This is a genomic window from Thioclava sp. F42-5 (assembly GCF_002213195.1).
Lineage (GTDB): Bacteria > Pseudomonadota > Alphaproteobacteria > Rhodobacterales > Rhodobacteraceae > Thioclava > Thioclava nitratireducens.
Genome location: NZ_NBNZ01000003.1, coordinates 388,411 through 408,215 on the forward strand (window position 1 = coordinate 388,411; position 19,805 = coordinate 408,215).

Below are 19,805 nucleotides of genomic sequence, written 5' to 3' on the forward strand. Positions count from 1 at the left end.
AATGGAACTCATCAACGCGCTCGTCGCGGTTACCAATTACGTCATCATCCCCGCCACCGCCTATGGCGCGCAGCTTGCGCTTGGCGCGCTCGGGGTCACACTGATCTACTCGATCCTGCGATTTTCCAACTTCGCGCATGGCGATACGATGGCCTTCGGCACCGGGGTCGTGATCCTGATCACCTGGGGTTTCCAAGCGATGGGAATCAGCTTCGGGCCTCTGCCGACCGCCCTGCTCGCCCTGCCATTCGGCATCGTCATCACCTCGGCGCTGATGCTCGGGACCGACAAGGTCGTTTACCAGTATTACCGAAAAGTCAGGGCTGCGCCCGTGGTCATGGTCATGGTCTCGGTCGGCGTGATGTTCGTGATGAACGCGCTCACGCGCTTCCTGATCGGCGTCGACCAGATCAATTTCGACGACGGCACCCGCTTCGTCATCAACGCCCGGCAATGGCGCGACATGACGGGCCTCTCCGAGCCGCTGACGCTGCGCTCGACGCAGGTGATCACCGTCGTCACCGCGATCATCACCGTGGCCGCGCTGTTCTGGTTCCTCGGCAAGACGCGCACCGGCAAATCCATGCGCGCGTTTTCCGATAACGAGGATCTGGCGCTACTGTCGGGCATCGACCCGAACAAGGTCGTGGCGGTCACCTGGATCATCACCGGCGCGCTCGCGACCATCGCAGGCACGCTCTACGGGCTCGACAAGTCGTTCAAAGCCTTCACCTATTTCCAGCTTCTGCTACCGATCTTCGCCTCGGCCATCGTCGGCGGCATCGGCAACCCGGTGGGCGCGATCGCGGGCGGCTTCGTGATCTCCTTCTCGGAGGTGGGCCTCACCTACGCTTGGAAGAAGGTGGCGACCTATCTGATCCCGAACTGGGAGCCGGACGGGCTCGTTCAGCTTCTCTCCACCGACTACAAATACGCAGTCAGCTTCACGATCCTGATCCTTGTCCTGATCTTCAAGCCGACCGGCCTCTTCAAGGGGAAAATCGTATGAGCAGCAATCGTCAGGCTGGTGAGACCAGCCGTCTCCGTGCGCCCCTCTTCTTCGCCATCATGGCCGCGCTCATCCTGCTCGAAGGTTTCACCTCGGGCTGGAACTCGGCGCTCGGCATTCTCAACATGGGGCTTCTGTCGGCGATCATGGCGCTCGGCGTGAACATGCAATGGGGCTATGCGGGCCTGTTCAACGCGGGCGCGATGGGCTTCCTCGCGCTTGGCGGCCTCGCCCCGGTGCTGATCTCCATGCCGCCCACTCCCGGCGCTTTCTCGGGCGGCGGTCCGGGCATCATGGCGGCCTTCTTCGTGGCCATCGTCGCCGTGCTGGCGGCGGTCTGGATCTGGCGCAATCTGCGCGGAAAGACGCGCGGTCTCGCCGTGACGGCCGTGCTGATCGTCGGCTTCTTCACCTATCGCTGGCTCTTCGATCCGGCGGTCGAAGTGATCGAGGCGATCAACCCCTCGGCGCAGGGCAACCTCGGCGGACTTGGCCTTCCGACGCTGATCTCCTGGCCCGTGGGCGCGGTTCTCGCCGCAGGCGCGGCTTGGCTGGTCGGCAAGACCGCCCTCGGCCTGCGCTCGGATTACCTCGCGATCGCCACGCTGGGCATCGCGGAGATCATCGTTGCGATCCTGAAGAACGAGCAGTGGCTCGACCGCGGCGTGCTGAACGTCAATGGCATCCCGCGCCCCTGGCCGGTGCCCTACGAGATCGACCTGCAGAACTCGCCCGATTTCGTCGCGCAGATGCAGAGCTGGGGCCTCGATCCGCAGCTTGGCTCGACCATCGTGGTGAAGCTGGCCTTCCTCGTGCTGTTCGTGATCGTCATCCTCGCGCTGATCTGGCTGACCGAGATGTCGCTGAAATCGCCCTGGGGCCGGATGATGCGCGCGATCCGAGACAACGAGATCTCGGCGGCGGCAATGGGCAAGAACGTCACGCGCCGCCATCTGCAGATCTTCGTGCTGGGCTCGGCGGTGATCGGGCTTGCGGGCGCGATGATGATCTCGCTCGACGGGCAGATGACGCCGACCTCCTACAACCCGCTGCGCTACACCTTCCTGATCCTCGTGATGGTGATCGTGGGCGGCTCGGGCAACAACTGGGGTTCGATCCTCGGTGGCGTGCTGATCTGGTATGTCTGGGTCAAGGCAGGCGACTGGGGCCCGGATATCATGGGCGCGCTGGCGGCTCCCTTCCCCGATGGCGGGTTCAAGGATCACCTGATCCAATCGGCCCCGCATATGCGGATGCTGGTGATGGGTATCATCCTGCTGATGGTGCTGCGCTTCAGCCCGCGCGGGCTCTTGCCGGAGAAATAAAAAAGAGGGGCTCTGCCCCTCGCCCGTTCCGGGCTCACCCCGGGATATTTCTTCCAAGCCGAAGACAAGACGCGCGCCCCGCAAGGAGCGCGCGTTTTTTTGGGTTACTCCTCGCCACCGTCAAACTGGGCGACGCGGGCGCCGGCCTTGTTCGTGGTGACGACGCCGAGCGATTTGAGCTTGCGGTGCAGCGCCGAGCGCTCCATGCCGACGAAATTCGCGGTGCGCGAGATGTTGCCCCCGAAACGGTTGATCTGGGTGAGCAGATATTCGCGCTCGAACAGCTCGCGCGCCTCGCGCAGTGGAAGCGTTGCAAGCGCGCCGCCCAGAACGATGCGCCCTTCATCCGCCGGGCCTTCCTGGCCGGGCAATTCGCGCGCCTCGATCACGCCCGTGCCTTCCCCGAGGATCAGCACCCGCTCGATCACGTTGCGCAGCTGGCGGACGTTGCCGGGCCACTCCATCGTCTGCATCAGCGCCGCCGCCTCTTCCGAGATTTCTCGCAGCGGCAGGCCTTGGGTCTCGTTGAAGCCGCGCAGGAAATGGTCGGCCAGAAGCGGCACGTCCTCGCGGCGCTCGGAGAGCGGCGGCACCTCGATCGGCACCACGTTGAGCCGGTCGTAGAGCTCCTGCCGGAAATGCCCCTCGCGGATCTGTGCCGTCAGATCGCGGGTCGTCGACGAGATAACCCGCAGGTCGACGCGGACCTTGTCGGCCCCGCCCACACGCAGAAATTGCTGCTCGGTCAAGACGCGCAGGATCTTCGACTGCGTGCCGAGCGGCATCTCCGCCACCTCGTCGAAATAGATCACGCCGCCATGGGCCTGCTCCAGCAAGCCCTTCTCGACGCCGCGCTCGGGCGTCTCGCGTCCGAAGAGGACCTCTTCCATCCGGTCGGGCTCGATCGAGGCGGAATTGACCGTGACGAAGGGCCCCGCCGCGCGGGTCGAGAACTGGTGGATGTAGCGCGCGGCCATCTCCTTGCCCGAGCCCGGCTCGCCCGTCAGCATCACCCGGCCGTTGGACTTGGTCACCTTGTCGAGCTGATCCTTCAGCCGCCGGAACGCCGCCGAGTCGCCGATCATCTCGCCCGAGGACATGTCGCGGCGCTTGAGCGTCGAGTTCTCGCGCCGCAGCCGCGCCGTCTCCATCGCGCGGGAGATCACCACCATCAGCTGGTCGATGTTGAACGGCTTCTCGATGAAGTCGTAAGCGCCCTGCTTGATAGCCGCCACAGCGATCTCGATATTGCCGTGGCCCGAGATGATGATCACCGGCACGTCCGGATTGTCGCGCTTGACCGTCTTGAGGATGTCGATCCCGTCCATCTTGCTGTCCTTCAGCCAGATATCGAGGATCATCAGCGCCGGTTCCTGCGCGTTGATCTCGTCCATGCACTCGTTGGAATTCGCCGCGAGGCGTGTCTTGAAGCCTTCGTCGCGCAGGATGTCGGCGATCAGCTCGCGGATGTCTTTCTCGTCGTCGACGATCAGAATGTCGCTCATGTCACTTCCCCGGGGGCTTCGCCCCTCTCCTTGATGGCTCTGAGCGCTGCTCGGGCGCGTGGGAGCCTGATTTCGGCGAGCGCCCCGCGATGGGCGCCCTCTACGAAGGCGGGCGCGTCGCTCAGCGTCAACGTTCCACCATGTTCCTCGATGATCTTCTTGACGATGGGAAGACCCAGCCCGGTGCCTTTCTCGCGCGTCGTCACGTAAGGCTCGAACAGGCGCGAACGGTCCGGCGGCAGGCCGATCCCGTTATCCGCGATATGGATCGTCACGTGATCAGAGGCGACTTCCATATCGAGGCGCACCTCGGGCGCGTAGCCTTCCTCCACATTCCCTTTTTCCGTATAGGATTCAATCGCTTCTCCCGCGTTCTTCACGAGGTTAGTCACCGCTTGCGAAATCATCGTCGCGTCCAGTTCGACGATCACCGGCTCGGTCGGGACATCCGTCACCAGTTTCGCGCCATGCAGGCTGTCTTGCTGCAAGGTCGCCGCATCGCGCACGAGCTGCGCAAGATCGTGATCGGCACGGTCGGGCTCGGGCATCCGGGCAAAGCGCGAGAACTCGTCCACGATGCGCCGCAAGTCATTGGTCTGGCGCACAATAACGCCGGTCAACTGATTGAGCGTTTCTAGGTCTTCGCCCTCGGTCATCTTGCCGAACTTACGCTTGATCCGTTCGGCCGAGAGCTGGATCGGCGTGAGCGGGTTCTTGATCTCATGTGCGATGCGCCGCGCCACGTCGCCCCAGGCCGCCATCCGCTGCGCAGAGACCAGATCGGTCACATCCTCGAACGCGACCACATAGCCTTCGGGCGTGCCCAGATCGTTGCGTCGAACGGCCATGCGCACCAGCAGGCTCTCCAGCCGCCCGCCGCGCGAAATCCGGATTTCCTCCTGCGCGACTTCATTAAGACCGTCCTGCAACTTGTTGTAAATAGACAGAAACTCTGGAACGGCGGTTGCAAGGTCGCGGGAATGATCGCTCACGCTATTGAGCGCCAGCAGCTGCATAGCTGCCCGGTTCATGAAATCGATCCGCCCGTCGGCATCGAGTCCGATCACCCCCGAAGTCACCGAGGACAGCACGGAATCGAACAGACGCCGGCGTTCTTCCGTCTCGCGGTGGTTCTCCATCAGGGCCATGCGCTGGCCCTTCAGTTGCCCGGTCATGCGGTTGAACGCCTCGCCAAGCGTCGCGATCTCGTCGTCGCCCTCGGCCTCGATCACCCGCGCGTCCAAATCACCAGCGCCGACCCGCTCCGCGGCGGCGGCGAGCCGCCCGATCGGCCGAGACAGGCGCTCCGCGAACCACAGCCCCATCCAGAGCGCGGCGAGGATCAGGATCAGCGCGAAGCCGAAATAGACCAGCCCGAATTCGAAGATGACGCGACCGCGGGCGCTCTCCAATTGCTGATAGAGCGTCACCGTTTCGCGCGTCTTGTCCAGCAGAGCGAGAATCTGCCCATCCACCTTGCGCGAGATATACAGATACCGATCCACGAAAGCGTCGAGCCGGATCAGCGCGCGCAGTTCCGAGTTCGGCCAATCCTCGATCAGCACCGTCTCGCCCTTCTGCGCCTCGACGATGTCACGCGGAGAAGGTTCTTCGTAATCAAAGAGATAGGAGCGATCGCCGCGCGCGATGATGCGCCCCGTACCGTCGATCACATAGGCCTCTTTCACGCCGCGCTGGATGCCCGCCTGCCCGGTAATGAGCAATTCGCGCAGCTCGCCATCCGACATGAAGGTCGACGCCTGCCGCCGCAGGTCGAGGAAATTCGCGAGCGCCCGGCTGTCCTGCACCAGATCGCGCTTGTGCTCGGACTGATAGGCCTCGGCGGCCTGAAGCGAGGTGCCGACGACCGAGCGCACGCGGTCGGAAAACCACCCTTCGAGGCCGATATTCACGGTAAGGAACGCGAAGACTGCGACGAGGATCGTCGGCACCAGTGCAATGCCCGCGAAAACGCCCGTCAGGCGCAGGGTGAGCCGCGAGCCGGCGGAATGGGCGCGCCGGGCTGCGATGATCTGCACCAGCCGCATCAAAATCAGACCGGCGAGCAGCAGAAAATAGACGAAATCGGCGAGCAGGATCAGGCGCAGCGCGGTGCTGTCCGCCCCCTGTCCCAGGGGGCCGAGGACGATAAAGGTCGCAATCGCGAGCGCCGGGCCAAGCACCACCAGGCCGAAGGTGAACAGGTTGCGGACCCGCTTCTGGCGGCGAAAGCGCGCCAAACGGTCCCAGCCTGAGCGATATGCCGTGCTGCCCTGCACCAATGCCCCCTCATTCCGGGCTGAAGCTCGCGAATCCGTTAGACGGAAAAGCCACAGGCCCCTGTTGCGGGTTTACATCAGTTTGCGGCGCCGTGTCACCTGAATATCCAGATCAGTGATCTTTTTCCGCAACGTATTGCGGTTGATGCCGAGCAAATCGGCACATCTGGCTTGATTGCCGCCGGTTGCATCCAAGGCGATTTCGATCAGCGGCGCCTCCATTTCCTTCAAAATCCGGTCGTAGAGGCCCGGCGGTGGCAGCGTGCCGCCGTGAAGGTCGAAATAGCGCCGCAGGTGGCGTGCGATGGAGGAGGACAACTTCTCGCCCTCGCCGCCCTGACGTAGCGGCTCGATCGCGGGTTGGTTGCCCAGCACGAATTCCGCCTCGGCCCGGGTGATTTCCTCTTCGGGCGAGGTCACGGCAAGCCGGCGGATCGTGTTCTCCAGCTGGCGCACGTTGCCGGGCCAGGAATAGGCGCGCACGAGTTGCAGCGCCTCGGGCGTGAAACGGCGCAGCCCCAGCCCGTCGCGCTCGGCGCGGGCAAGGAAATGCTCGGCCAGAAGCGGGATATCCTCGACCCGCTCGCGCAGGCTCGGCACGTTCAGCGTCACGCCGCCCAGCCGGTAGAACAGGTCCTGGCGGAACTTTCCCGCCTCCATCAGCCCCGCGAGGTCGATCTGCGTCGTCGCCATGATACGCGGTGCGGGATCGGGCAGCGCGTCGAGCATACGCACGATCCGCGCCTGCGTCTCGTCGTCGTAATCGCCGACCTCGTCGAAAACGAGCGAGCCACCTTTGGCCTTCGCCACCAGTGCCGCGGGGCCGTCCGCGCCCTGCAGATCGCCTGCCTGCGCCACCACGAAGGGAAGCGTGCGGCGGTCGGAAAAGTCGTGAATAGCCTTCGCGATGAGGGACTTGCCGGTGCCGCTCTCACCCGCGATCAGCACCGCGAGATCGGCATTCATCACCCGCGCAACGAGCCGGTAAAGCTCCTGCATCGCAGGCGTGCGCCCGACCAGCGGCAGATCGCCCGCATCGGCGCGTCCGTCGATCTCGCGCGGCGCGGTCGGACTGCGGCGTTTCTGCTCCAGCGCCTTTTGCGCACGCTTCATCAGGTCGGGCAGATCGAACGGTTTGGGCAGATAGTCGTAAGCCTCGGCCTCGGCCGCCTGAATCGCGGTCATTATCGTGTTCTGCGCCGAGATAACGATGACCGGCAGGCCGGGACGCTCCTCGGATATCTTCGGCAACGCCTCCAGCCCGTTCCCGTCGGGCATCATGACGTCCGAAATCACCAGATCACCCTTGCCCTCTTCGACCCACCGCATCAGCGTCACGAGCGAGGCCGTGGCGTGAACCTTGCAGCCCGCACGGGTCAGCGCCTGGGTCAGAACGGTGCGGATTGTGCGATCGTCATCCGCGACAAGTACGGTGCCGTCCATGGATCAGGCCTCCTTCGGCGCAACGGGAAGTGAAATGCGAAACCGGGTCTTGCCCGGGACCGAGTCGAGCGTGACCCAGCCGTCGTGATCATTGATAATCTTCGAGACAAGGGCGAGACCGAGCCCGGTCCCGTTCTCGCGACCCGAGACGAAGGGCTCGAAGATCTCGTTGGAGATTTCCGGCGGAATACCGGGGCCGTCGTCGATGATCTCGATCTGCAGCGGCAAGGGCTGCCCCGACCCATCGGCGCGACGCAGACGCAGGCTGTGTTCGTAGAAGGTACGGATCTTGATATTCCCAGCTCCTTCAGAGGCTTCTGCGGCGTTTTTCAACAGGTTCAGGAAGACTTGAGTCAACTGATCCGCATCGCCCAGCGTCGGCGGCAGCGAGGGATCGTAATCCTCCGTGATCGCCATATGCGCGCCGAAACCCACACCTGCGGATTTGCGTGCGCGGTCGAGCACGTCATGGATATTGACCGGCTTCTTCTCGGGCGCACGGACATTGCCGAACTGTTCGACCTGCTCGAGAAGCTTCACGATCCGGCGCGTCTCGTCGACGATCAGGTCCGTTAATTCAAGGTCTTCTCCGGACAAGTTCATGCTCAGAAGCTGGGCCGCCCCGGCGATCCCGGCGAGCGGGTTCTTGATCTCATGGGCCAACATCTCCGCCATACCGATGGCCGAGCGCGCCGCCGATTTCACGAGACTGGCGCGGCCCAGCCGGTCAGCCAGTTCGCGCGGCTCGATCAGCAGCAACACCCGGTCGGGGTCTTCGCCCACCGGCGCAGCCTGAAGGTTGCATTGCACCGGGGCTTTCTCGCCCGTCGTCAGCTCGACATCGTTAACGAAGAGAGAGGCGCGGTTCTTCCGAACCCGGTAGAAGATTTCCTCCAAAGGCGCCGAAATCGCGAGCCTTTCGCCGATCGCCTTACCCCTCAGCGCCTTGGCAGACAGGTTAAGGAACAGCTCGGCGGCCGGGTTCACCTCGTCGACAAGATCATCGCCGTCGATCAGCAAAGCCGGGGTCGGCAGCGAAGTCCAGATTATGCCGGGGGCCGGAAGGTTCATGCGGCGCACCTTTCGCCGAAAGCGCGCTCGATTAGCGCCAAGGTCGCCTCCGGCGTTTCGCTGACCATCATCTCGGCGCGCAGCGGCGCGTTCGCCGCCTCGCAATACCAGCCCAGATGCTTGCGAGCGAGACGCAGCCCGAGATCACGGCCGTAGAAGCTCAAGATCGCCTCGTAATGTTCTGAAATATAATCGCAAAGTGCGTTTCCGTACGGAACCTGCGGCTTCGGCGATCCGAAGATTTCATGACCGATTTCAGCCAAGCGCCACGGTGCGCCCTGCGCCCCACGCCCGACCATCACGCCCGCCGCGCCCGATTGCACAAGTGCCGCGCGAGCGGAACTCGCATCGACCACGTCGCCATTGGCGATCACCGGGATCGAGACCGCCTCGACCGTCTCGGCAATCGCCTCCCAGTCGGCGCTGCCTTTGTAGAACTGCATCCGGGTGCGCCCATGCACGACGATCATCTTCACGCCCGCAGCCTCTGCCCGGCGCGCGATCTCTGCCGCATTGCGGGTGTCATCACACCAGCCCAGCCGCATCTTCAGCGTCACCGGCAGATCGACCGCGCCCACCGTCGCCTCGATCAGCCGCAGCGCGTGATCTGGATCGCGCATCAGCGCCGAGCCCGAGGCCCCGCCCGTCACCTTCTTGGCCGGGCAGCCCATATTGATGTCGATGATCCGCGCCCCCATGCCGGCGACCATTTTCGCGGCTTCGGCCATCGGCTCGGGCTCACGGCCCGCCAATTGCACCGAGGTCGGAAGCTCCAGCCCCATCTCGACCCGGGCCTTCGCGCGCACGGAGGACTTCGCCGTCAGCATCTCACCCGAGGCCACCATCTCGGACACGACGAGACCCGCGCCGAAGCGCGCCACCATCCGCCGGAACGGAAGGTCGGTGATCCCCGCCATCGGCGCGAGGAAGACCGGAGGGGTCAATTTAATATCGTCGAGAACCAAATTCTGCGGCACGGAGACTGTCCTGTTACGCGTCTTCCTTCGAATTAGGCGTTTGACCAAAGAATCACAATTGCGTCCAGCCCTTTTTAGGTGGGAAAATCAGCATCCGCCTATTTTTTAATCACCGGTCCGCGGCCAGTTGTCACATCCCGCAGCGTCTCGCGTCCAGCGGCACCGATTGCGCAAAGTCGCGTCTTCGCCTAAGCCCTTGGGCGATCAGGGAGGCGCCATGAGCATCGCCATCATCATCGTCGCCGCCGGGCGCGGCACCCGCGCCGGCGGAGAAACCCCGAAGCAATGGCAGAGCCTCGCGGGGCAGCCGGTGCTGGCCCATACCGTCGCCGCTTTCGAAGGCATCGGGCGGATCGTCGTGGTGCTGCATCCCGAAGACATGGCGCGCGGCGTCGCGCTGTTTCAGGGCAAGGTCGCACTGTGTGCGGGCGGTGCCAGCCGCGACGCCTCGGTGCGCAATGCGCTTGAGATGCTGGAAGGCTCGGGCGTCGAGAAGGTGCTGATCCATGACGGGGCACGCCCGCTGGTGAGCCGCGCAGTGATCAACGGCGTGCTCGAGGCGCTGGACAGCACACAGGCGGCAGCTCCCGCCCTGCCCGTGTCGGATGCACTCTGGACCGGCGAGAACGGTGAGGTCACCGGCACGCAGGACCGCAACGGGCTCTACCGCGCGCAGACCCCGCAGGGCTTCGATTTCGACGCGATCCTCAGCGCGCACCGCGCCCATCCCGGCGGGTCCGCCGATGACGTGGAAGTGGCCCGGGCGGCGGGTCTATCGGTTGCGATCACGCGCGGCTCGGAGGACAATCTGAAGATCACCTACCCGGAGGATTTCGCCCGGGCCGAGAGACTGTTGGGAGACAAGATGGATATCCGTTTGGGTCATGGTTACGACGTGCACGCGTTCGAGCCGGGCGATCACGTGACGCTCTGTGGGCTCGAGGTGCCGCATGACAAGAAGCTCAAGGGTCATTCCGATGCCGATGTCGGCATGCACGCGCTGACCGATGCGATCTATGGCGCGCTGGCCGAGGGCGATATCGGGCGGCATTTCCCGCCATCGGACGCGCGGTGGAAGGGCGCGGCGTCCGAGATTTTCCTCGACCACGCGGTGAAACTGGCCGAAGCACGAGGCTTCCGTCTGGGCAATGCCGATGTCACGCTGATCTGCGAGCGTCCCAAGATCGGCCCGCATGCCACTGAAATGGCACAGGTTCTGGCGCGCATCATCGGGATCGAGCCGGGCCGGATCTCGGTCAAGGCCACCACCTCCGAACGTCTGGGCTTCACCGGGCGCGAGGAAGGCATCGCCGCCATCGCCACTGCCACGCTGATCAAGGAGTAACGCCATGCTGCGCGCCATCAACACGGTCGGATTTGTCGGCTTGCTGAAACCCGCGCCGGGCACCTGGGGCTCGCTGGTGGCGGTGCTGGTCGGTTGGGCGATCGAGCATTGGCTGGGCTTTATCCCGCTGGTGATCGCCACGGTCGCGGTCACCGCACTCGGCTTCTGGTCGGTGCGCGCGCAACTGGGCGACAGCAGCGACGACCCCTCCGAGATCGTCATCGACGAGGTGGCGGGCCAATGGGTGGGGCTCCTGTTCCCGGCCTTCGGCTTCTGGCAGCGCGGCCTCTCCACCGGCGTCGATCTGCATATGGTCTGGCCCGGCCCGGTCGCGGCCTTCCTGCTGTTCCGGCTGTTCGACATCTGGAAGCCGTGGCTCGTGGGCCGCGCCGATCGCCGCCATGACGCGACGGGCGTGATGCTGGACGATATCTGGGCGGGGGTCTTTGCCGGGATCGTGTCGATCATCCTCGCAGGGCTCTATCACATCGTCTTTCTGGGCATGATGGGATGAGCCGCGCCTCCGACGTTCTCGACGCCTGCAAGGCGCGCGGTCTTATGGTCGCCACCGCCGAGAGCTGCACCGGCGGCATGGTCGCCGCAGCCCTTACCGATATTCCGGGATCGTCGGCGGTGGTGGAGCGCGGCTTCGTCACCTACACCAATGACGCCAAACGCGAGATGCTGGGCGTCAGCGCGGAAAGCCTCGACGCCCATGGCGCGGTCTCCGAGGAGGTCGCGCGCGAGATGGCCGAGGGCGCGCTGCGCCACTCCCACGCCCAGCTCGCGGTCGCGATCACCGGGATCGCAGGCCCCGGCGGGTCGGAGTTCAAACCCGAGGGCCGCGTCTGCTTCGGCCTCGCCCGAAACGGCGCCGAAACGCAGGTCGAGACAGTCGAATTCGGCGCGCTCGGCCGCGACACCGTGCGCGAAGCGGCCCGCGATCATGCGCTGAGCCTGCTGCTTCAAGCCGCCGAAAGCTGACTCACTTCCGCCCATCAATCGCGCATACCGGGAAAAATCTGCCCAATTTGCGCGCAGTTTCCAAAGTGACGCGCATTTGAGCGGCCTGCGCGGAAATTGTCCCTTTATTGCGCGCGGCGCTTATGGCCCCTGCCCCTCCAGAGGGATTTCCGAGGAGGATGTGAGCAAATGGAAGCGGGGATGAACGCGGCCGATACCGCGTGGATCATGGTGGCGACGGCGCTGGTCTTGCTGATGACGCTGCCGGGGCTGGCGCTGTTCTACGGCGGGCTGGTGCGGGCGCGCAACGTGCTGTCGATCTTCATGCAGTGTTTCTCGATCGCCGCGCTGATGAGCGTGCTGTGGCTGCTGTTCGGCTATTCGATCGCCTTCGGGGACGCCAATGGCTACTGGGGCGGTCTGGGCAAATTTGCGCTGCTGGGCGTGACGCCCGACACGCTGTCGGGCTCGATCCCCGAGATCGTCTTCTTCGCTTTCCAGATGACCTTCGCGATCATCACGCCCGCCCTGATCGTCGGCGCCTTCGTGGAGCGCATCAACTATGCCTTCGTGATGGCCTTCACCGGGCTCTGGATGCTGCTGATCTACGCCCCGGTCACGCATTGGATCTGGGGGGGCGGCATGATGTCGGATGGCGGCATCTGGGGCGCGGTCGGCACCCGGGATTTCGCGGGCGGCATCGTGGTGCATGAAACCGCGGGTCTTGCAGCCCTCGTGCTGGCGCTGATGATCGGGCCGCGCGCCAAGCGCACCACCCCGCCGCACAACCCCGGCATGGTCGCGATGGGCGCAGGGCTCCTGTGGGTCGGCTGGTTCGGCTTCAACGGCGGCTCGGAGCTGGCGGCCGATGGCGTTGCCGGCATGGCGATTACCGTCACTCATATCTCCGCTGCCGCCGCCTCGCTCAGCTGGGCGCTGTGGGAGCGCATCAAGTTCGGCCGCGCCTCGATGGTGGGCCTTGTGACCGGCACGATCGCGGGCCTCGCCTCGATCACCCCGGCCTCGGGCTTCGTGGGTCCGATCGAGGCGCTGGTGATCGGCTTCGCCGCCGGGATCATCTGTCAGGAATTCGTCGTGCTGATCCGCGAGAGACTTCATGTCGATGACAGTCTCGACGTCTTCGCGGTCCATGGCGTGGGCGGCATCTTCGGCACGATCATGATCGCGGTCTTCGGCCATGGCAGCTTTGTTGCCCAGCTTGGCGCGCTGGCGGTGGTGGGCGTCTTCACCGTCGCAGGCAGCTGGGCGCTGGCGATGCTGGTGCGGCTCGTCTTCCCGCTGCGCGTGAGCGAGGAGCACGAGACCAACGGGCTGGACCTTTCCACCCATGGCGAACGCGCCTACGACATGAATTCCTGATCGCGGGGCTTCGAACGGGAACGCAAAAAGGCCGCCCCGAGAGGCGGCCTTTTTCGTGGCGCGGAACGAACGGCGCGGCGCTCAGCCCTTCGGCCCGTACAACTCCTCTGCGCGCTTCTCGAAGGCACGCACGATCCGCTGCATCGCCTCGTTGAAGACGACCCCGATCACGCCCTGCAGGATCGCGTTCTTGAACTCGAAATCGACGTGGAAATCCACTTCGCAGGAGCCGTCCTCGCGATCGGTCATCCGCCAGTGGCTGTGCATGTATTTGAACGGCCCGTCGATATATTCGGTCTCGATATGATGCTCCTCGGGATGAAGCACCACGCGCGAGCCGAACTTCTCGCGGAACACTTTGAACGAGATCACCAGATCGGCCAGCATCAGGATCGAGCCGTCCGGACGCTCCTCGCGCGAGCGCACGCGGGCGGCGGAATTCCACGGCAGGAATTTCGGATAGCTCTCCACATCGGCCACAAGATCGTAGATCTGCTGCGCGCTATAGGGCATGACCCTGTTCTCGTGATGCTTAGGCATGTCTCTCCCGTTTTCTTGCGCCTCTTGATGCGCTAAAGCTAAGCCCGAGTTCAAGCCCTACAACCCGTTTCGAGGCCCGACATCATGACGCAGCGCCCCTATGTGATCGACCAGATGATTTCGGCCAAGCAGATCGCGGCCCGAGTCGAGGAATTGGCGGCCGAGATCACCCGGACCTTCAAGGGCACCGACAAGCTGGTCGTGGTGGGGCTGCTGCGCGGTTCCTTCGTGTTCATCGCCGATCTGGTGCGCGAGATCGACCTGCCCGTCGAAGTCGACTTCCTCGAGGCTTCGAGCTACGGCGACGCGATGACCAGTTCGCGCGAGGTCCGCATCCTGAAAGATCTGCGCGCGGGCATCGAAGGCCGCGACGTGCTGGTGGTCGAGGATATCGTCGACACTGGCTTCACTCTGCACCACGTGATGGGAATGCTGCGGGCGCGCGAACCGGGGCGGATCGAATCCTGCGCGCTGCTCGACAAGCCGTCGCGGCGCGAGGTCGATGTGCGCGCCACCTGGACCGGGTTCGAGATCCCCGATGAATTCGTCGTGGGCTACGGGATCGACTTCGCGCAGCGCAACCGCAACCTGCCCTATATCGGCAAGGTGCGCTTCACCGGGGAAGCTTCGTGAATTACACGTGGCTGCTGCGCATGGCGCGGTGGGCACGGCGCCCTCCGTCGATGACGCAGGTGAAGATCGTGGCGGTCGTGGCGCTCGCCGTGATCGCGATCGTTGTCATTGAAAAGCTTGGATATTGGCCGGACTGGGCGACGGTGAACCCGCGCGCCTTGCGCGCTCCCAGACCCTGAGGCCGCGGTCCCTCTTCGGGCTTGTGAAATATCCCGAGGGGTGAGGCGGGAAAGGCGGCCTTCCAGTGGAAGAACGCCCGCCGAACGCCCGACGCGCAAGCGACGGGCCGTGACGCGCGGGGGCAGCGCCCCCGCCACGCCAGTTTTACAGCGACGAAATGCGCAGCAGGCGCGCGATCTCGCCGACGATGCCGCGGCGGAACAGCAGCACGCAGGCGATGAAGGTCGCGCCGATCACCACCTGCACCCACGAGCCGATGCCCGACAGGAAGTGCTGCAGCGTGACCACGATGAACGCGCCCACGACCGGGCCGAAGATCGTGCCCATGCCGCCCAGAAGCGTCATCAGGATCACCTCGCCCGACATCTGCCAATGCGCGTCGGTCAGCGAGGCAAACTGGAACACCAGCGCCTTGGTCGAGCCCGCAAGCCCTGCCAGACCCGCAGACAGCACGAAGGCCAGCAGCTTGAACCGGTCGACGTTGTAGCCCAGCGACAGCGCGCGCGGCTCGTTCTCGCGGATCGCCTGCAGCACCTGCCCGAAGGGCGAATGCACGATGCGGTAGATCGCGAGGAAGCCGACCAAGAAGATCACGGCGACGAAATAGTACATCGTAATCGGATCGCTGAGATTGAAAATCCCCAGCAGGTTGCCGCGCGGGATGCCTTGCAGGCCGTCCTCGCCGCCGGTGAAGGGCATTTGCAGCGCGAAGAAATACACGATCTGCGCGAGCGCGAGCGTGATCATCGCGAAGTAGATGCCCTGCCGGCGAATGGCGAGCGAGCCCACGACCCAGCCCATCGCAGCCGCTGCGAGCGTGCCAGCGATGATGCCCAGGATCGGCGGGAAGCCCCAGACCTTGAGGACATGGCCCGCGACATAGGCCGCACCGCCGAAGAAGGCGGCATGGCCGAAGCTCAGAAGGCCGGTGAAGCCGATCAGCAGGTTGAAGGCGGCCGCGAACAGCGCGAAGCACAGCAGCTGCATCACGAAGACCGGGTAGAGGAAGAAGGGTGCGATCGCGAGGAAGCCCAGCAACACCACCCAGAACACAGCCTGCACCATGCGGCCGCGCTTGTGGGTCTGGGGGCTGACGTCTTCCTGTTCGAATTCGCCGATTTCGCTCGTCGTGCTTGTCGTATTGCTCATATCTTCACCCTCACCCTTGACGTCCGAAGAGGCCCGACGGGCGCACCAGAAGCACGATCACCATCAGCAGGAAGATCACCGTATTCGCGGCAGGCGCGTAGAAGACCTTGGTCACGCCCTCGATCAGCCCCAGAGAGAAGCCGGTGATCACCGCCCCCGCAATCGAGCCCATGCCGCCGATCACGACGACCGCGAAGATCACGATGATCAGGTTCGCGCCCATCAGCGGGCTGACCGAGTAGATCGGCGCGGCCAGCACGCCGGCGAGCCCCGCGAGGCCGGTGCCGAAGCCGAAAGTCAGCATCACCATCAGCGGCACGTTGATCCCGAAGGCTTTCACCAGCTCGGGGTTCTCGGTGCCCGCGCGCAGCCGTGCGCCGATCCGGGTCCGTTCGATCACGTACCAGGTCACGAAGCAGACCACGATCGAGAAGATGATCACGAAGAGGCGGTATTTCGGGAACATCATGAAGCCGAGATTGGTCACGCCCTTCATGCTCTCGGGCATCCCCGGATAGGGCGTGCCGGAGGCGTTGAAGTAATTGATGAACAGGCCCTGCAGCACCAGCGTGATCCCGAAGGTCAGCAGCAGCGAGTAGATCGGGTCGAGCTTGTAGAGCCTGCGCAGCAGGAAGCGCTCGATCAGCATCCCGAAGCAGGCCACCAGGAGCGGCGCGAGGATCAGCGCCGGCCAGAAGCCGATATGCAGGTCCGCCATGCCGATCCACTGACCGACATAGGAATACAGGATCAGCGCGAGGAACGCGCCCAGCATGTAGAGCGCGCCATGCGCGAAATTGACCACGTTCAAGAGGCCGAAGATCACCGCGAGCCCGAGGCTCAGCATCGCGTAGAACACGCCGTTGTTTAGGCCCAGCATCCCCTGGGCAAGAATAAGTCGGATCATCGGATCCATCGGGGTTGTCCTCCCTGTCGGGTCTCGGGCGCCTGTGCCCGGCCCGGTTTCTCGTTACACGCTCAGGTAATGGTTCAGCCGGTCCATCGAGGCTTCGACCTGATCGGCTTCGATCACGTCGATCACCTCGCCATGTTCGATGACATAATGGCGGTCGGCGAGCGGGGCTGCGAAGCGGAAGTTCTGCTCCACCAGAACGATCGTGTAGCCGCGCGATTTCAGATCGCGGATCACGCGACCCAGCGTTTTCACGATCACGGGCGCAAGCCCTTCGGTGATCTCATCGAGCAGCAGCAGCCGCGAGCCGGTGCGCAGGATACGCGCGATGGCCAGCATCTGCTGTTCGCCGCCCGAAAGCCGCGTGCCCATCCGCTTGCGGACATTGGCGAGGTTCGGGAACATCTCGAAGAGTTCCTCCACCGACATGCCGCCCTCGCCCACGCTCGGCGGCAGCATCAGGTTTTCCTCGACATTGAGCGAGGCGAAGATGCCGCGCTCTTCGGGGCAATAGCCGATCCGTGCATCGGGCGAGATCTTGTGCGTGGGCTTCGTCAGAAACTCTTCGCCATTGATCTTGATCGAGCCTTCGCGGCGATCGACCATACCCATGATCGAACGCAGCGTGGTCGAACGGCCCGCGCCGTTGCGGCCCAGAAGGGTAATCAGCTGCCCCTCGCCCAGTTCGAGATTGATCCCGTGCAGGACGTGGCTCTCGCCATACCATGCGTGCAGATTCTCGATCTTGAGCATCGGTTTGGTCATGGTTGCGGTACTCATGCGACCTCCTCCTGCTCGTCGGCGGAGACGCCCATGTAGGCCTCCATGACTTGCGGGTTCTTCGACACTTCGGAATAGGGCCCTTCGGCCAGCACTTCGCCGCGCGCCAGCACGGTGATCGTGTCGGCCAGTTCCGCCACGACGCCGAGGTTGTGCTCCACCATCACGATGGTACGCCCCTCGCGGACACGACCGATCAGCTCGGTCACGGCGCCCACGTCCTCGGTGCCCATGCCCTGGGTCGGCTCGTCGAGCAGCATCAGCTCGGGCTCCAGCCCCAGCGTCGTCGCGATCTCGAGCGCGCGTTTGCGGCCGTAGGGCAGCTCCACCGCTTTGAGATGGGCGAAGTCCTTCAGCCCCACCTGATCGAGTGCCGCGACGGCTTTCGCGTCGAGGTCGTGCAGCACCGATTTGGAGCGCCAAAACTGGTAGCTCACGCCCAGCGAGCGTTGCAGCGCGAGGCGCACGTTTTCCAGCGCCGTCAGGTGCGGAAAGACCGCGGAAATCTGGAACGACCGAACGATGCCCATATTGGCGATCTCGGCGGGTTTGCGATTGGTGATATCGCGGTCGTTGAAGAGGATCTTGCCCGACGTGGGCGTGATGAATTTCGTCAGCAGGTTGAACATCGTGGTCTTGCCCGCGCCGTTCGGGCCGATGATCGCGTGAATGGCGCCGCGCTTGATGCGCAGGTTCACGTCATTGACGGCCACGAAGCCGCCGAAACTCTTGGTCAGGTTCTTGGCCTCGAGAATGATATCGTCGCTCATGGTCTCGCTTTCGGACTGATACGCAGGCGCAGGGCGGTCGCGATGCCGCCCTGCGCCAAGGATTTGTTCAGATCACTTGTTGACCAGCTTGCAGCCGCCCGCTTCGAGCGAGGCATAGGCCTCTTTGCCCGGAATGGTGCGCGCCACGTCGGCCACGTCCCACGGATCTTCGCCGCCTTCCTTGACCTTCAGCAGATACATGTCGTGCTCCAGCAGGCCGTCGGGACGGATGGTGCCGCCCTTGGCGAAGAAGTCGTCGATCTTCATCTTGCCGAGCTGCTCACGCACCTTGTCGGAATCGTCGGTGCCAGCCGCCTTGATCGCCTCGAGATAGGCCATGGTCAGCGAGTAGTCCGCAGCGTGGACGAAGGTCGGCGCTTCGCCGCCCGAGAACTTCTCGTACTCTTCCTTCCACTTGCGGCTCTCGTCGTCCATGTTCCAGTACCAACCGGTGGTGAACTGGAGGCCCTTGGCGACGTCGGTGCCGAGCGACTTCACGTCCGAGATCAGCACCAGCATACCAGCGAGCTGCTGGCCACCGGCGACGATGCCGAATTCATGCGCCTGCTTGATCGAGTTCACGGTGTCCTGACCGGCATTGGCCAGACCGATCACTTTCGCGCCCGAGCTTTGCGCCTGCAGCAGGTACGAGGAGAAGTCGGTCGATGCCAGCGGCACGTCCGAGCTGCCCACGACCGAACCGCCGAGGTTCTTCACGACTTCCGAGGTGTTGTCCTGCAGCGCATGGCCGAAGGCGTAGTCAGCGGTGATGAAGTACCAGCTGTCGCCGCCGTTCTTCACGACCGCCGTCGCGGTGCCAACCGGCAGCGCGTGGGTGTCGTAGCCGTAGTGGATGCCATATTTCGAGCAGTTCTCGCCGGTCAGCGCCGCGGTGGCAGCGCCGGTTGCGAAGGTGATGGTCTTCTTCTCGGAAGCGAGTTGCTGCACGGCAAGCGCCACGGCCGAGTTGGTCAGGTCGGCGATCATGTCGACATGCTCTTGGTCGATCCACTCGCGTGCGGTGGCCGAACCGACATCCGCCTTGTTCTGGTGGTCAGCCGAGATCACTTCGATCGGCTTGCCGAGAACTTCGCCGCCGAAGTCGCGTACGGCCATTTTCACCGCGTCGACCGCGCCCTTACCCGAGAAGCCGGTCGAGTAGACGCCGGACATATCGCCGAGCACACCGATCTTCACCGAGCCGTTCGAAATCGCATCCTGCGCCATCGCGCCGCCTGCGGCAATGCTAAGCGCCGCGGCACTTACACCTGCGTAAATAGCTGATTTCATCAACATTCCTCCCATTGGTTGATAGATTTGGCTCTCTTGCGCATCGCGCCAAGAGAACACGCCGACGGGACGCTTCTCTGGTCCCTGCCGGATTACGATCCTGTTTTTCTCCTCACACGGCCGTCCCTGCTCCTCGACGCGACCGCTGGCGAATTCAGCTTGGAAACGAGGGGACATTCAAGTGCTTGCGCCACCGCAGTTCCCTTCAAGCCGATAAATTCATTGTCAGCGCTCCCATCATAGGCAGAAACCG

General features: G+C 64.0%; 19 protein-coding genes. 8 read left to right on the top strand and 11 right to left on the bottom strand.

Annotated features, from left to right (window positions below; all coding sequences use genetic code 11):
• Position 1 precedes the first annotated feature (1 nt).
• Together B6V74_RS11280 and B6V74_RS11285 are read left to right on the top strand one after the other, a co-directional pair.
• Positions 2–1,009: a branched-chain amino acid ABC transporter permease gene (locus B6V74_RS11280; protein ID WP_075774908.1), complete on the top strand. Its 1,008-nt coding sequence runs from the start codon at positions 2–4 to the stop codon at positions 1,007–1,009.
• Complete coding sequence (locus B6V74_RS11285) at positions 1,006–2,334, top strand: branched-chain amino acid ABC transporter permease (RefSeq protein ID WP_088722827.1); 1,329 nt, start codon at positions 1,006–1,008, stop codon at positions 2,332–2,334. Before B6V74_RS11280 ends, B6V74_RS11285 begins: the two co-directional genes overlap by 4 nt.
• Before the next feature lie 104 nt (positions 2,335–2,438).
• On the opposite strand, the gene B6V74_RS11290 is transcribed toward B6V74_RS11285, so the two are convergent.
• From B6V74_RS11290 to dusB, 5 genes are all read right to left on the bottom strand, one after another.
• Positions 2,439–3,839: a sigma-54 dependent transcriptional regulator gene (locus B6V74_RS11290; protein WP_075774910.1), complete on the bottom strand. Its 1,401-nt coding sequence runs from the start codon at positions 3,837–3,839 to the stop codon at positions 2,439–2,441.
• Entirely contained in the window at positions 3,836–6,118 is a 2,283-nt protein-coding gene (locus tag B6V74_RS11295; RefSeq protein WP_088719364.1) for a PAS domain-containing sensor histidine kinase, read from the bottom strand. The genes B6V74_RS11290 and B6V74_RS11295 overlap by 4 nt, the downstream gene beginning before the upstream one ends.
• A gap of 72 nt (positions 6,119–6,190) precedes the next feature.
• Complete coding sequence (locus B6V74_RS11300; RefSeq protein WP_075774911.1) at positions 6,191–7,561, bottom strand: response regulator; 1,371 nt, start codon at positions 7,559–7,561, stop codon at positions 6,191–6,193.
• A gap of 3 nt (positions 7,562–7,564) precedes the next feature.
• Positions 7,565–8,632 (bottom strand): ATP-binding protein, encoded by a 1,068-nt coding sequence (locus B6V74_RS11305; RefSeq protein WP_075774912.1) that lies wholly within the window; start codon positions 8,630–8,632, stop codon positions 7,565–7,567.
• Entirely contained in the window at positions 8,629–9,609 is a 981-nt protein-coding gene (gene dusB, locus B6V74_RS11310) for a tRNA dihydrouridine synthase DusB (protein WP_276206154.1), read from the bottom strand. Before dusB ends, B6V74_RS11305 begins: the two co-directional genes overlap by 4 nt.
• 217 nt (positions 9,610–9,826) lie before the next feature.
• Between dusB and B6V74_RS11315 the strand changes: the two genes are divergently transcribed.
• The 4 genes from B6V74_RS11315 (at position 9,827) to B6V74_RS11330 (ending at position 13,297) form a co-directional block, all read left to right on the top strand.
• Positions 9,827–10,954 carry a bifunctional 2-C-methyl-D-erythritol 4-phosphate cytidylyltransferase/2-C-methyl-D-erythritol 2,4-cyclodiphosphate synthase gene (locus B6V74_RS11315; protein WP_088722828.1) on the top strand — a complete coding sequence of 376 codons (1,128 nt, stop codon included), beginning with the start codon at positions 9,827–9,829 and terminating at the stop codon, positions 10,952–10,954.
• Between the two features lie 4 nt (positions 10,955–10,958).
• Entirely contained in the window at positions 10,959–11,468 is a 510-nt protein-coding gene (locus B6V74_RS11320; protein ID WP_088722829.1) for a phosphatidylglycerophosphatase A, read from the top strand.
• On the top strand, positions 11,465–11,938 hold the full coding sequence (locus B6V74_RS11325) for a CinA family protein (RefSeq protein WP_088718544.1): 474 nt from the start codon (positions 11,465–11,467) through the stop codon (positions 11,936–11,938). Before B6V74_RS11320 ends, B6V74_RS11325 begins: the two co-directional genes overlap by 4 nt.
• A gap of 180 nt (positions 11,939–12,118) precedes the next feature.
• Entirely contained in the window at positions 12,119–13,297 is a 1,179-nt protein-coding gene (locus B6V74_RS11330) for an ammonium transporter (RefSeq protein ID WP_075775123.1), read from the top strand.
• Positions 13,298–13,378: 81 nt separating this feature from the next.
• On the opposite strand, the gene B6V74_RS11335 is transcribed toward B6V74_RS11330, so the two are convergent.
• The gene (locus tag B6V74_RS11335; protein WP_088718543.1) at positions 13,379–13,837 is read right to left on the bottom strand and encodes a type II toxin-antitoxin system RatA family toxin; all 459 of its coding nucleotides are present in this window, start codon (positions 13,835–13,837) and stop codon (positions 13,379–13,381) included.
• A gap of 84 nt (positions 13,838–13,921) precedes the next feature.
• Between B6V74_RS11335 and hpt the strand changes: the two genes are divergently transcribed.
• Complete coding sequence (hpt, locus tag B6V74_RS11340) at positions 13,922–14,470, top strand: hypoxanthine phosphoribosyltransferase (protein WP_088722830.1); 549 nt, start codon at positions 13,922–13,924, stop codon at positions 14,468–14,470.
• Positions 14,467–14,649: a hypothetical protein gene (locus B6V74_RS11345; protein WP_078550189.1), complete on the top strand. Its 183-nt coding sequence runs from the start codon at positions 14,467–14,469 to the stop codon at positions 14,647–14,649. The genes hpt and B6V74_RS11345 overlap by 4 nt, the downstream gene beginning before the upstream one ends.
• A gap of 145 nt (positions 14,650–14,794) precedes the next feature.
• Here the strand turns inward: B6V74_RS11345 and B6V74_RS11350 are convergent, their stop codons facing one another.
• The 5 genes from B6V74_RS11350 to B6V74_RS11370 form a co-directional block, all read right to left on the bottom strand.
• Positions 14,795–15,715 (bottom strand): branched-chain amino acid ABC transporter permease, encoded by a 921-nt coding sequence (locus B6V74_RS11350; protein WP_088719361.1) that lies wholly within the window; start codon positions 15,713–15,715, stop codon positions 14,795–14,797.
• 94 nt (positions 15,716–15,809) lie between these two features.
• Positions 15,810–16,706, bottom strand: a complete 897-nt coding sequence (locus B6V74_RS11355) for a branched-chain amino acid ABC transporter permease (RefSeq protein WP_088719360.1) — start codon at positions 16,704–16,706, stop codon at positions 15,810–15,812.
• 63 nt (positions 16,707–16,769) lie between these two features.
• Positions 16,770–17,477 (bottom strand): ABC transporter ATP-binding protein, encoded by a 708-nt coding sequence (locus tag B6V74_RS11360; RefSeq protein ID WP_199224642.1) that lies wholly within the window; start codon positions 17,475–17,477, stop codon positions 16,770–16,772.
• An 11-nt stretch (positions 17,478–17,488) separates the two neighbouring features.
• Positions 17,489–18,262, bottom strand: coding sequence for an ABC transporter ATP-binding protein (locus B6V74_RS11365; protein WP_075774921.1), 774 nt, complete (start codon positions 18,260–18,262; stop codon positions 17,489–17,491).
• Positions 18,263–18,334: 72 nt separating this feature from the next.
• The gene (locus B6V74_RS11370) at positions 18,335–19,552 is read right to left on the bottom strand and encodes an ABC transporter substrate-binding protein (protein WP_075774922.1); all 1,218 of its coding nucleotides are present in this window, start codon (positions 19,550–19,552) and stop codon (positions 18,335–18,337) included.
• Positions 19,553–19,805: the final 253 nt, after the last annotated feature.